Annotated in this window: 8 protein-coding genes and 2 pseudogenes; 5 read left to right on the top strand and 5 right to left on the bottom strand. The window is 42.0% G+C overall.

What is annotated here, in order from left to right; translation table 11 throughout:
• Positions 1-137 precede the first annotated feature (137 nt).
• The 3 genes and pseudogenes from V7L12_RS31550 (at position 138) to V7L12_RS31540 (ending at position 3,406) form a co-directional block, all read left to right on the top strand.
• A complete protein-coding gene (locus V7L12_RS31550; RefSeq protein WP_335090454.1) occupies positions 138-500 on the top strand; it encodes a hypothetical protein in 363 nt (120 codons plus the stop codon).
• 303 nt (positions 501-803) lie between these two features.
• Positions 804-2,531 carry a ShlB/FhaC/HecB family hemolysin secretion/activation protein gene (locus V7L12_RS31545; RefSeq protein ID WP_335090452.1) on the top strand — a complete coding sequence of 576 codons (1,728 nt, stop codon included), beginning with the start codon at positions 804-806 and terminating at the stop codon, positions 2,529-2,531.
• Positions 2,532-2,733: 202 nt separating this feature from the next.
• Positions 2,734-3,406, top strand: a pseudogene (locus V7L12_RS31540) (Uma2 family endonuclease).
• 71 nt (positions 3,407-3,477) lie between these two features.
• Here V7L12_RS31540 and V7L12_RS31535 read toward each other — a convergent pair.
• From V7L12_RS31535 to folK, 3 genes are all read right to left on the bottom strand, one after another.
• Complete coding sequence (locus V7L12_RS31535) at positions 3,478-3,606, bottom strand: hypothetical protein (protein WP_335090450.1); 129 nt, start codon at positions 3,604-3,606, stop codon at positions 3,478-3,480.
• Positions 3,607-3,614: 8 nt separating this feature from the next.
• Positions 3,615-4,163 carry an NUDIX hydrolase gene (locus V7L12_RS31530; RefSeq protein WP_335090448.1) on the bottom strand — a complete coding sequence of 183 codons (549 nt, stop codon included), beginning with the start codon at positions 4,161-4,163 and terminating at the stop codon, positions 3,615-3,617.
• Positions 4,164-4,231: 68 nt separating this feature from the next.
• The gene (folK, locus tag V7L12_RS31525; RefSeq protein ID WP_335090446.1) at positions 4,232-4,747 is read right to left on the bottom strand and encodes a 2-amino-4-hydroxy-6-hydroxymethyldihydropteridine diphosphokinase; all 516 of its coding nucleotides are present in this window, start codon (positions 4,745-4,747) and stop codon (positions 4,232-4,234) included.
• A 253-nt stretch (positions 4,748-5,000) separates the two neighbouring features.
• On the opposite strand from folK, the gene V7L12_RS31520 reads away from it, so the two are divergent.
• Together V7L12_RS31520 and V7L12_RS33440 are read left to right on the top strand one after the other, a co-directional pair.
• Positions 5,001-7,388 (top strand): transglycosylase domain-containing protein, encoded by a 2,388-nt coding sequence (locus V7L12_RS31520; RefSeq protein WP_335090444.1) that lies wholly within the window; start codon positions 5,001-5,003, stop codon positions 7,386-7,388.
• 328 nt (positions 7,389-7,716) lie between these two features.
• Positions 7,717-8,804 (top strand): annotated as a pseudogene (locus V7L12_RS33440) (ISAs1 family transposase).
• A 157-nt stretch (positions 8,805-8,961) separates the two neighbouring features.
• On the opposite strand, the gene V7L12_RS31505 reads toward V7L12_RS33440, so the two are convergent.
• Complete coding sequence (locus V7L12_RS31505; RefSeq protein ID WP_335090440.1) at positions 8,962-10,338, bottom strand: MATE family efflux transporter; 1,377 nt, start codon at positions 10,336-10,338, stop codon at positions 8,962-8,964.
• A gap of 368 nt (positions 10,339-10,706) precedes the next feature.
• On the bottom strand, positions 10,707-12,902 hold the full coding sequence (locus tag V7L12_RS31500; RefSeq protein ID WP_335090438.1) for a lytic transglycosylase domain-containing protein: 2,196 nt from the start codon (positions 12,900-12,902) through the stop codon (positions 10,707-10,709).
• Between the last annotated feature and the right edge of the window lie 659 nt (positions 12,903-13,561).

Here is a 13,561-nt window from a genome sequence, read left to right as displayed (position 1 = left end):
GCATTACTTAGTCATATCCCTTAATCTGAGTATTAAAGAAACGGTTAATGAATCGAAAAACAACCAAAACCATCATTGATTAACCGTTGCTGATAAAAATCTTGTAATTTTTTTTCACTCAGATTGAGAGGTTTATTATGTTTTCCAAACTATTTCGCAACACACTTTTAACAACAGCTTTGACATTACCAATAGTACCATTAACCAGCCAAAATGCTCTTGCAGACGAGCGCGATTTTTTAGTTTACAACAACAATGAGTTAGAAATCACTCAATTATATGTATCCTCAACAAAATCTAAATATTGGGGTAGTAATATTCTCAATTCAGATATTGTTAACGGTTCATCTGACACCGTTATCTTTGGCAATAATAGTAATCATTGTACCTATGATGTCAAAGCTATTTATAGCGATGGTACTTATGATGTCATGCGTCAGTCCGATCTTTGCAGCACCTATGGGATAACTTTTTATGGTCATGGAGGCGACCATCAATAATCTTAGATATTTCCAAATCGTTTCTTGATGATTTGCACTTTTATGCAATCATCAAGAAAACTATTATGGTATTTTAATTAAATAAGAATATCCTGTTCCAGACTTCAGCCTGGGAACACAATTTTAGAGAATCTACTAATATCATGTCTGCTTGATTAATTATTAATCAGGACATGATATAACATCATGTCTGCTTGATTAATTATTAAACAGAAGTCGGATGTCTGGGTATTTTCTCCTCTCAGATACCCTATTGTAACTGGCAAAAATTATTTTACAAATTTTACATATCATATATAAACAATGAGTTCATACTTTCGGTTTCAAAAGCTTTTTTTCATATTGCTTACCTGCATCAACATCACTCCAATTGCAGTATTTGCACAATCGACACCCCCATCAGGAGTCACAATTCCTCCCGATACACCAGGGAAAGTCGAAGAAATTCTACCCCAACCATCACCGACACCAACTCTTCCGCCTACACCACCGACACCAACTGTCCCCATACTCCCATCACCCCCACAGAAAAATCTACCCGATACCATCTTTCCTAGCGGTGAAAAGTTCTTTGTTAAAGAAATTCAAGTCACAGGCTATTCTGTTTTAGAAGATGAAATCATCAAGTTAAAACAGCCTTTAGAAAATAAAAACATCACATTTGAGCAGTTATTGCAACTGCGATCGCAAATCACTCAACTCTATGTTGATAATGGCTATATCACCAGTGGTGCATTTATTTCCAACAATCAAAATGTCGCTAGCGGTGTCGTGCAAATTCAAGTTGTGGAAGGCGAACTCGAAGGAATTTCCATTTTAGGGTTACAAAGATTGCAGCCTGGATATGTGCGTTCCCGGATTGAACGGCTTGCAGGTAAGCCTTTAAATCAAAAAAGCCTCGAACAAGCGCTACAATTATTACAACTTGACCCCGTGATTCAACGAGTTAATGCTGAGTTAACCGCAGGTAGCACTCCCGGAAATAATATTTTACAGGTGACAATTACCGAATCGCCAGCCTTCCACCTTGGAGTTACCTTTGCAAATAACCAATCAACTAGCGTAGGCTCAGAACAAGGAAGTGTTTTTCTTGCTCATGATAATTTATTAGGATTTGGGGATAAATTTAGTGCTGAATATGGTGGTAGCGAAGGTTTAGACATTTACGATATCAATTATTCTATTCCCTTCAACGCCTTAGATGGAACCATTGGTGTCCGCTACAGCAACAGCGCTAGCCGCATTATTGAAAGTGAATTTCGTGACTTAAATATCCGCAGCGAAGCCGAAACCCTTTCTTTTAACGTCCGTCAACCGCTAATCTACACGCCAAACAGAGAATTTGCTCTCTCGTTAGCATTCGATTTACGGCGCAGTCAAACCTACATACTCAATGATATCCCCTTCTCCTTTACCGAAGGCCCCGAAGATGGGGAATCAAGAGTTACGGTAATCCGCTTTTCCCAAGATTGGTTACAACGTAATGCTAACAGTGTTTTAGCGGCGCGATCGCAATTTAGTTTTGGGATTGATGCAATTGACGCAACCGTTAACGATAGTGGTACTGATGGGCGTTTTTTCTCTTGGGTGGGACAATTTCAATGGGTACAACGACTATCTCCCCGCATCTTGATGCTAGCCAAAGTTAACACTCAACTTACACCTGATTCCTTACTTTCCTTGGAAAAAATTAGCATTGGAGGAGTTGATACAGTGCGCGGTTATGGTCAAAATCAAATTGTTGCTGACAATGGGGTAGTTGGAGGTGTGGAAGTTCGGATTCCCGTGGCATCAAATGTAGAAACCTTACAGCTAATCCCATTTTTTGACATCGGTACAGCTTGGAATAATCGTGGTATTAATGCCGACCCACAAACCATTGCCAGCTTGGGGTTGGGCTTGAACTGGCAACCTTTTAACGGTTTGGTATTGCGTGCAGACTATGGTATACCATTAATTGGTACAAGCGATCGCGGTAGTTCACTGCAAGATAACGGCTTTAATTTTTCAGTGCGATATCAGCCTTTTTAAAAGCGAGATTTCTAGATTAAGTAGGTAGTAGTCTGTCAAGAAATAATTTATGAATAAATTTTCTGTAGAGACGGCGATTTCTCGCGTCTCTCTAACTGTCAAAATGGGTTTGACAGACCAGTAGGCATAATTAAACATAAAATAAAATCTTAGTTCGTAGTGAGCGATTCATCGCTCAAAGCAAGGATAACTACTAAACCTTATGAACCAAATACAAGCCGAACCAAAAACATTTACTTTCGATGAATTTATCGAATGGTATCCAGAAACCTCACAATTGCGCTACGAATTACATAATGGGGTAATTTTTGAAATGCCTAAACTCTAGAGGCAAACATTCCAAATTAACAGGTTCCCTAATTGAAAAACTACTTATAACTATTAGAGAGACAGCTAAAGGCGATATTTGGTTTATTCCTAGAGAATCGATAGTTAAACCTAATCGCCATCAGTCAGGTTACGAACCGGATATCATTGTTCTGAACCAAGAAACTATTGATACTGAAACACGTTGGGAAAGTGAATCAGTTATTCAAAACTCAACTTCCGTTAAATTAATAGTAGAAGTTGTGAGCAGTAATTGGCGTGACGATTATTATGACAAGTTCGGGGATTATGTTCGCGTAGCGTCTCGTTGGCGCAGCCTCTCGTAGAGAAGAAAAGAGATGGGCATCGCGGAATACTGGATTGTAGATTATGCAGGGTTAGGAGGACGTGATTTTACTGGGAACCCCAAACAACCTGCTCTTTTTGTGTGCGAACTAATTGATGGAGAATATATAAAAAAGCTATTCAGGGGTAGTGATGTGATTATCTCCCCCACCTTTCCCAAACTTAACCTAACCGCGCAACAGGTTTTTGATTTAGCTTTGTAACAGCAATCCTCCTTCTCATTTGAATAAGAAGCGCTAAGTAGATAATAAAACTTTTGTTCGTAGTGAGCGATTTATCGCTCTATATATAGTCGAAAACGTGGATGTTCCACGTATCGACTCAAATCATTGTTAACGATCATTTTGTCTGCATATTCAAAGCCTGCACCGTAGGCATCTGCAATCGCTAACTCTAGTAGCATAAGGGTACTTAAGCTAAAAACGGACGCGCCAGAAAAAAGCTAGAAACTGATTTAGCATCTACCGGTTCTCCCTCCAGAATAGCTTTTTCTAATTCTTCAGGAGTCATAAACACAGTTTCGATATCCTCGTCTCCATCTTGTGGTGGTGGTGTCTCCAGCTTTTCTAAATCTCGCGCCAGAAAAGCATAGATGATTTCATCAGAATAGCCAGGAGCTAGGAAAAATTCGCCTAATTTGTCCCATTTTTGGGCACTATAGCCAGTTTCTTCGGCAATTTCACGCTGTATTGTTTCTAAAGGCTCTTCATTTACTTCCACTGTCCCCGCCGGAAATTCTAATATCCGTCCCTGAATTGCAAAACGGTACTGGCGTACCAGTATAAGTTTACCTTCCGCTGTCACTGGTACAGCTAGGGCACCACCAGGGTGACGAATACATTCCCATTCTCCTTCCGATTTATTCGGCAAACGCAAGCGATTAACTTCAAAATCAAACTTGCGTCCTTTATGAAACAGGCGTTGTCTCAGCAGTTGTGGTAATTCTCTACCTAATGGCATAATAAAATCTGATTATCTGTGAATACAGAGGCAAAATCAGTGTTCTTCTACTTTTAAGGATGGGAATTTTAATAGTCCATCCATAAATGTACATCAGAACAGTCTACCTTTTTCAGCAGCTCTTTAATAACACACCCGGAAACTGGTTCTATCCAATCTGGGGCAATTTCTGCCAGTGGGACTAACACAAAGGCCCGATCCCGCATTCGTGGATGGGGAATCTGGAGATTTGGTGTATCCAAAGTAATGTCATCATATAATAACAAATCCAAATCTAGAATTCGTGGCCCCCAGCGTTCCTGACGTACGCGCCCAAATTGTTGTTCAATTCCTAACAAAATTTCTAATAACTGCTGGGGGAGTATTTCTACCTGCAATGTGACGCAGCCGTTGAGGTAATCTGGCTGTGGTGGCCCAACAGCTTTGGTTTGATACCAATGGGATCTGGCTTCTAAAACAATACCTGGCGTTTGGGCTAAAGTCTTTATAGCTGCTTCTAAAATTGTCTGGGAATCGCCGATATTACTACCAAGAGCAACGGCGCTTCGTCTTAGCTCTGCTTCGTCGTAGCCCGGTGTAGACATTATACTTTCCTGACATAAGCCGTTTTCGGGCTGTCTTTGCGGATACTTGTCAATAGCTTTTATATTCGCAGTAGTTATTAAAATTGCAGCATTTTTTATAAAACTAAATTAACCAAATTTAAAAAACATTATTTTATAGTGAATTCAGTTAATTATTTATAGGATATTATACTAACACAGTGGTAGTGCTATAACCCCAAAGTTGATTGATGGTGGTTATATAATTGCTTACTACTTTGAGCGAGGAACTGACGTGGGGAAGCTTACCTCCTGGTTCAAGCGAAGACCAACTAATTTGAGTGACTTTGGACAAGGAGGAACGAATGATAGCTTACCACCAGCACATCTGGCGCAGACGAGGCAGTTACTGAGCAAAATGAAAATTTTACCATCTAAGATGAGGGTCAATCGGGCAACTGGCGCTAGACCGCTCTATCGCCGCATCTGGTTTTGGGCGGGTTTGGGTGTTGGTGGTGGGATAGTTGCCCTGATCTACGGCATCAATTCAATAGATCGGACTTTGCCAGATAAGTCCGAGTTGAATGCTGTGTTTCGAGAGCAAACACTGACCATTAAAGCTGCTGATGGCGCTATATTACAACAACAAGGTGAAGCGACCAGAGAACAGCTAAAGCTAGAACAAATACCAGATAATTTAAAAAAAGCTTTCATCGCCTCAGAAGATAGAAGATTTAGGCAACACAACGGAGTCGATCCGCAAGGGATTGTCAGAGCGGGTTTGAATAATTTGCGATCGCAAGGTGTGGTAGAAGGTGGTAGCACCATCACCCAACAGTTAACGCGGATTCTATTTTTGAAACAAGAGCAGACAATCTGGCGCAAACTCAAAGAAGTCCGCCTAGCCCAAAAAATGGAGCAAGAATTAACCAAAGATCAGATTCTAGAGCGTTACCTAAATCTGGTTTATTTGGGATCTGGAGCTTATGGTGTGGCAGATGCCGCCTGGGTATACTTTAGTAAGTCGCCAGACCAACTTTCCCTCGCGCAAATGGCAACGATTGCTGGATTAGCTCCTGCTCCTAGCTTATACGCCCCAGACAAAAATCCCGAAGCGGCAAAACGGCGGCGGGACTTGGTATTGCTACGGATGCAAGAAGATAAAGTAATTACACCAGAGCAAAGGCAAGTAGCTGTTCAGGAGCCATTAACCCTCAAAAGTAGTTCACCCAAGCGAGTCCAAGTAGAATCACCCTACTTTACCAGCTACATCCAAAAAGAATTGCCCAAGTATGTTTCTCCTAATGTGCTAAAAAGTGGGGGTCTAGTAGTAGAAACCACGCTGAACCCAAGTTGGCAGAAGGTGGCAGAAGAGGCAGTTGCGAAAACATTGCGAAATCAAGGACGCTGGGAAAACTTTAAGCAAGCGGCAATGGTGGCCATTGACCCCCGCAACGGTGAAATTAAGGCAATGGTTGGGGGAAAAGACTTTGGTAAAAATCAGTTTAATCGAGTTACCCAGGCACAACGGCAGCCAGGATCGACATTTAAAGGGTTTGTATATGCAACTGCGATCGCTACCGGTAAAAGCCCTTACGATAGCTACGAGGATGCGCCCTTTGTCGTAGACGGCTATGAACCGAAAAACTATAGTGAAAACTTCCACGGTTCAATGAACATCCGAGATGCCCTCACCCGCTCTGTTAATATTATTGCGGTCAAGGTGTTGATTGATGTGGGATTTATACCAACGATTAAACTTGCCCATGAGATGGGGATAACATCTGAACTCAAGCCCACCTACTCTTTAGCACTCGGCTCAAATGAAGTCAATCTGCTAGAGTTGACCAGCGCTTATGGCAGTTTTGCAACTCAGGGATTGCACGCAGAGCCTCATGGTATTACTCGCATCCTCAACCGCCAAGGCAAAGTCATCTGGTCAGCTAATTTCAAGTCAAAACGGGCCCTTGATACTGACAGTGCCGCCATCATGACTTGGATGCTACGCAACGTCGTCGAAGCGGGAACTGGTGGTGCTGCCCAATTAGATAATAGACCAGTTGCAGGCAAAACCGGCACCTCCGACGAAGCCCGTGATTTATGGTTTATTGGCTACATTCCTCAGATGGTGACAGGGGTATGGCTAGGTAACGATGACAACCACCCCACTGATGGCAGTAGTAGTAGTGCCGCTTACACCTGGCACGAATTTATGGAAAAAGCGGTAGAGGGAATGCCTGTAGAAAAGTTTCCCAAACGACCCAAGTTAGACGGTCGCAAAGGCACTATCAAAGCCCAGTCTATCAAGCCCAAACAAATGCTGAATCGTTCTATTGCCTCTAAAGATGATGATGACTCAGAAGGGGAAAGAGCTAGAAATTCTAATTCTGAGGAAAGTGGTTCATCTCACAGACGTAGAAGCAGAAGAAGATATTCTCAAGAAGAACAGCAATCGAGCGATTATACCCCAAGACGGAGAAGACGCGATCGCAGCGAATCAACTTCTAGTAACTCCTCCTCAGAATCATCTACTCCACGGCGACGCTCCAGAAGAGTAGAATCTGATTCACCGCCGCCTAGAAGAAGTCGGCGAGAGTTGCCTCCTTCAAATAGTTCTGGTTCTTCAGGTTCTTCATCGCCACAACCATCTTGGCGGGATAGACTTAGACCTTCTCAACAGTAATCAGAAGTGGGCATTGTTGATACTATGCACGACCACTGTTTGAGGTACTCATTTTTCAGCATTTGAGTTACCTATTCCAGTTACTTCTATACTTTATTTTTTGATCGCTGTGCAACAAACCTACACCTGTCAGGGCAGGGGAGACAAGGGGACGGAACAAGGAAACATGAGTAATATCATGTCCGCATAATTAGTTATGATTCCCACAGTCATTGCACCCCACCCCTTAATCCCCTCCCCGCTTGCGGGGAGGCAGGGTGGTTTCATACAACGAGAGAAAAATAATAATGATTTGTAGAGGGTGGAGAAAAATGGATAACTAACAAGTATGAATCTCGTCGAACAATTGCAGCAAGTCCCAGACTATAGGCATATCCGGGGACGAAGACATGAATTATGGTTAGTATTATTGCTCATATTGCTGGGAGCAATGACTGGGTATTGGGGCTACCGACCACTGGAAGATTTTACCAAAGTACACAGACAAAGCTTAATTCAACTGTTAAACCTAGAGGAGACAATTAAGTTTCCATCCTATTCAACCTTCCGACGGGTACTGAAAACAGTAGATTTTCAGCCATTCACTGACTTATTTAATAATTGGGCATCAGTTTTTATTCCACCGATACCAGGAGAAAGATTGGCAATTGACGGTAAAGGCATTCGCTGCACAGTTATAGATTACAGTCAGTCCTACCAAAACTTTATCAATACAGTATCAGTTTATAGTCATGAGCGGGGCATTGTACTCAGGATGCAACCAATGTCCAACAAAAAAATTAGTGAAGTAGCGATCGTAAAACAATTAATCTCTGAGTTTTGTGGTCAACAAGTCGTTTTTACCCTTGATGCTTTACACTGCCAAAAAAAACTGTATCGCTAATCATCAATAGTGGCAATGATTACCTGATTGGATTAAAAGAAAATCAACCGACACTCTCTAAAATGGCTCAAACTCAGTCACAGACCCAGGAACCTTTGAGCAGTAATACAATAGAAGACTATACTCACGATCGCAAGGTTTTGCGTTGTTGTCAGGTATTCGCGGCTCCAGAAAAATTACAAAGTCAATGGGCTGGACTTAAAACCTTTGTCCAAGTTGAACGTTCTGGTATCCGTGATTGTCAATCATTTCAAGAGCGTCAGTTCTATATTTGTAGTCAGATCGTCTCGGCTAAAGATGCTTTAACCGACACCCAGAAACATTGGGGAATTGAAAACCGACTCCATTGGGTTCGTGATGTTACCTTTTCAGAAGACTTTCCACTGCGACGAGGTGGCAATGCACCAGTTAACTGGGCAATCTTACATAATTTTTTCATCACTCTTGCCAGATTTCTCGGTTTTCGTACTATCCCTCAAGCTCAACGTGCTTTAGCCAATCAAATCCAAAAGGTTTTTTCTTTCTTTGTATGAAACCACCCTGCTCCCCGCTTGCGGGGAGGGGAGACAAAGCGTAGCTTTGGCGGGGTGAGGTTCTTCGGGTTTGATAAGTAATCAAGCGGACATGATATGAGAACTTGCAATAAGTCTTTCCCCTTGTTTTCTTCCCCTTGCCCCTCTACCTCTTTAGTCAACCAGACTCAATCTCAGAAGTCAAAAGATAAAAACGCCCAGTTAAAAGCACTGCACCCATAAGTAGCCCTAGTACTAAACCCAACCATAAACCTATAGCACCCCAGGCGAAAGTGAATGCCATCAGATAGCCACCACCTAGACCTACTCCCCAGTAAGCGAACATAGTAATTAACACTGGTACTTTGGTATCTTTCAACCCAATTAAAGCACCAGCAGCAATAGTCTGAATAGAATAAAATATTTGGACTATTGCCCCCGCAGCGAGGAAAGAAGTTGCCGTTTTAACTATCTCGATATTATCTAGATTACTGATATCCAAATACATTGCCACAATATAGTTGGGAAACAGCCAAAAAATTAGTGCCACAATACTTACAAAAGGAGTAACAAGCGCAATGCAGACTAATCCCGCTGTGCTTGCACCCTTGAGATCGTTTTGTCCCCTCAACTGTCCTACTCTCATCGTGACGGCATAGGAAATACCTATAGACACTGTTTCGACAAAACTTTCTGTCTCGACGGTAATTTCATGTGCTGCTAATGTCTCTGTCCCAAACCACCCCATCAGTAAAGCAGTGACAGTGAATACTCCAATTTCTGCTCCATATTGCAACCCCAAAAACCACCCAGTTTGGAAGATATCTATAAACATATCTTTATCAAACTGATGCAAAGCACAATCAAGCTGATAGTCTTTAAAGTAGTTATCAAAGTAAATCCAACTGGCGGCAGCGATAAAATTTAGCCAAAAAATGAGTGTGCTTCCCCAACCGATACCGGCTAAACCAAAGGCTGGTAAACCAAATTTACCGAACATTAGCACGTAATTAGTAACCGCATTTAATAATAGTCCAGCTACCGTAATTACTGTTAAGAATTGGGGACGATTCAGGGCAGAGCTAACTTCTTTTAAGATACAAAAACCGAGTGCAGCCGGAAAACCCCAAACAATAGACCGCAAATATGTTTGAGCTAATAATACATTGCTTTCTTCTTGACCAGTTAGCAGCAGGATATAGTCAAAGTGCCAAATGATAAACATCACAGGTAAGCACATCGTCACGGCTAACCAAATTCCTTGACCGGTAGCACGGCTCACTGGGTCTATCTTTCCTGCACCAAAAGCATTGGCGACACTCACACCCACGGCTGAAAGAACAGAACGACAAACGGAAGCTAAGGTAGAAAAGGTGACAGCGCCTAAAGCACCCGCAGCTAAAGCTTGGCTGTTAAGTAAGCCCATCATTACCCCATCTAATAAAGGAATGCCCGCTTCTAATATTTGAGTAATTACCAAAGGAACTGCTAATTGCAGGCAGGCTTGGACTTCTAATATCAGTTCTGACTTAAATTCTTTTGAGGTTAACTCCATTGGGGCGCTAAAAAAGCAATACTGAATACATTAAGATATATTAACGCCACAGGTGTAATCAACTCAAGCTATTAGCGATCGCCTCTCCAAAAATTGTGTTTTATAACACTGTTGCCAGCAGATGAAAAGTTATTTACGAGCTTCAACTGTCAATAATGGCACATCATAAACCTGGGTAAAAGTGATGCTTTTGACCAGCCTTTGCTATTACCTATGCCCTGCTTGAATGTACCAGCATTTATGGCTGTAATAACAGCATTGAAGGTAATACCTATTAGTAATTAGTTAAACAGATATCACTATGAGTTGTGAACTTTGAATTAAAAAATTGCTTGAACTCAACACTCACAACTCATAACTTTCTAAGATTATCGCGCCGGTAATTGTGGGTGTGTAGTCGAGTACTTTGTTACGATGCCAGAAATTTCAGGGTTGTAAAGCCTTAGATAATTCCAGTAGTTGCCAAATACTTGCCGCACATAGTTTTTGGTTTCATCAAAGGGAATTTCTTCAACAAACTCATCTGGATCTTTTGTAGTTAGAGTTTGCAACCATTTGGAGACATTACCGGGACCAGCATTGTAACTAGCGATCGCCAGCAAGGAGTTATTGTTATATTGATCGTGGGTATGACCCAAGTACCATGTACCCAGCATGATGTTATCGTTGGGATTTTCTAAGTTGATTGTTTTGAAATCCACCTTGATTTGTGGCGCGATCCATTTAGCTGTACTCGGTAACAGCTGCATTAAACCAGTAGCTTCAGCGACAGATTTGATTTTTGGTTCAAACCGTGACTCTTGACGCATCAAAGCAGTTACTAGCAAAGGATTAAGTTTACGGTCAATAGACCACTTTTCAATCTCTCGCTGATAGGGAAATGGATAACGTGCTTGCCAGTAGGTGATTTGTTTACTCAGAGTCTGATATTGGGCAAGTTCGGCTGGTATTTCTCGGTCTTCTAATTTAGAAATTTCATCAATTCCGATGAGATTTTCTCCCTTAGCCTGCCGCATCAACCCTTCAGTAAATTGCTCTGCTACCGTTGGCTGAATTTTGTTTTGAAATTCTGTTTGCCATTGTAACCAGGCATCGCGGTTTTGACCCAACAGATACAATTCTTTGAAAGTTTCAGAACCAGCAGGCGGTAATGGACGCTGGGGTGCGATTACTTCCGGGTTCATGACGCGCACGTTGTCAAAGTTGCCGACATTTAGCCCCAACATTGTCGCGGCTCGCCATGCATAGTAAGAGTAGGGAAACTGGCTAATCACATATTCATAAGCAGTTTTAGATTCTTGCTGTTTCCCCAGTGAAGCTGCCCATTTACCTACCCAAAAGCCTGCTCTTGGAGCCAAAATACTATTGGGGTTATTAGTGACGATTGGTTCTGCCCATTGCCAAGCACCGACGTAATCTTTGGCTTTGGCTTTATCTTGGGCGGTTTTCCAACGGTATTCTGCTGCTTCGTCAGAGTTACCGTATTTACCTATGAGTAATTGCCACACCGCGCTAGCTGACTTTTGATCCTTAAGAGTTTGGAGAGTTTTGGCTTTTTGTGCCAGTGCAGTACCAGCTTGTTTGGGAAATTTACTAATTACCTGGTCAAGATACAGTAAGCCGTCTTTAGATGTTTTTGCAGTTTCTGCTAACCGCAGTAGTGCCGTCCCAGTTTCCTCACTATTGGGAAATTGCTGCACTAATTGTTGATAGGTAGCGATCGCTTTTTCTTTATCTTTGCCTCCCACCTGTAAGCCCCGTGCAGTACGGTAGAGGTTGCGCGATGTTTTGGGTGCTTGGGCGTAAGCATTGGCCGCTTTGGGAAATTGACTATTTTCCCAATAGCTAGTACCAATGAGTTCCCAGTCTTCAGGTTTGAGGGTAGTCTGTTTTACTAGCTGATCCAAAACACCGACTATACCTGGTTGATCGTAGGCATACTTAGCCAAAATCAATTGTAATTGTGGCTGATTGGGATTTTCTTGCAAGCGTTTGCGGATAATTTCCCAAGTTAGAGGATTGGAAGCAAATTGAGCGATCGCAGTTTCTTGTTGCTTTGGTTGAGCAATCAGATATAGCGCTTTCACTGCGGCCGGTTCTTTGGGATACAGTTTCAGCACCCTTTGCCTGAGATCCGAAGCTTTGCCGTCCTCGCCCAACATATCCTCTGCTTGGGCTTGTTTGAGCAAAATGTAGGGCGCGAGGATGGGATAGTCTTTCTCTAGTCCTTGGAGTAAAACCAGAGCTTTTTGCCCTTGGGTTCTTTCAATATAATCACTCGCCAAAAGATAACGAGCGCGATTCCGATCTGGCGATCGCGATTCTTGAGCGATCGTTGCTAGTTTTGCCGCCCGTTCTGGCAGCGATTGCGATATCAGCCCAAAGACGGCTGATTGAGCAACACTACCATCTGATTTTTGCTCTGCTTGATTCTGACTCAGTTTGAGCCATTTCCCCAGAGACTTGCCAATCTCAGGTGCTGATACCATTGCCCCAGTTAAAAAGGCAAACAGTGCTGCACCTGCAATTATCGAAATTTGCTTTTTCTGTAGTTTCTTCAGCATGAATACCCGCTGAAAAGTTTCGGTGAATTTCTTGAAACTCTAACACTCCTAACCATCAGTGTTACCAATTTTTAATTTTAGATTTATGTAGAAAAATACTAATTTTCAATCCTTCAGTTGGTAGTATTGAGTAATTAGCACATATTAGATACTATTACATCTATCTTGGGTATATCTTAAAAGATTGCAGAAAGTAGCTCTTAAGTTAGAGATTTGACTCCTACTGATTTGGTACGACTGAACTCCCGTACCCTGCAAGAAGCTGACACAACAGTGCAAATCTTAAATTTTTCTCTTGATAGATAAAATTTGTCGCCACCACTTGAGCGTTTTCCAGTTTTGTTAGGGTGTGTTATCGCATCAGTGTAACCTACCGTCAGAGATTTTCGGTACGTTAGGACTAAAGTCCATAACGCACCCTACCAAATTAAAGCTAATCTGAAGCAGATTTTTCAATTTGTGTGTACACTGTAGCCGAAACGGGAGAGGAATGTAAGCGGGGTTTTTAGTATACTTTCAGACTTGACAAATATCTTCTAAATCCCCGATTGATTACATTTTTAATTCTGACTTCTGACTTCTGACTTCTGACTTCTGACTTCTGACTTCTGACTTCTGACTTCTGACTTCTGACTTCTGACTTCTGACTTCTGACTTCT

Source organism: Nostoc sp. (assembly GCF_036918245.1).
GTDB lineage: Bacteria > Cyanobacteriota > Cyanobacteriia > Cyanobacteriales > Nostocaceae > Nostoc.
This window is presented reverse-complemented; position numbering and strand designations above follow the sequence as displayed.

Excerpts from the sequence above, each read along its gene's own strand:
- V7L12_RS31550 (WP_335090454.1), top strand. The coding sequence starts at position 138 with ATGTTTTCCAAACTATTTCGCAACACACTTTTAACAACAGCTTTGACA.
- V7L12_RS31500 (WP_335090438.1), bottom strand. The coding sequence starts at position 12,902 with ATGCTGAAGAAACTACAGAAAAAGCAAATTTCGATAATTGCAGGTGCA.
- V7L12_RS31535 (WP_335090450.1), bottom strand. The coding sequence starts at position 3,606 with ATGCTACTAGAGTTAGCGATTGCAGATGCCTACGGTGCAGGCTTTGAA.
- folK (WP_335090446.1), bottom strand. The coding sequence starts at position 4,747 with ATGTCTACACCGGGCTACGACGAAGCAGAGCTAAGACGAAGCGCCGTT.
- V7L12_RS31530 (WP_335090448.1), bottom strand. The coding sequence starts at position 4,163 with ATGCCATTAGGTAGAGAATTACCACAACTGCTGAGACAACGCCTGTTT.
- V7L12_RS31545 (WP_335090452.1), top strand. The coding sequence starts at position 804 with ATGAGTTCATACTTTCGGTTTCAAAAGCTTTTTTTCATATTGCTTACC.
- V7L12_RS31505 (WP_335090440.1), bottom strand. The coding sequence starts at position 10,338 with ATGGAGTTAACCTCAAAAGAATTTAAGTCAGAACTGATATTAGAAGTC.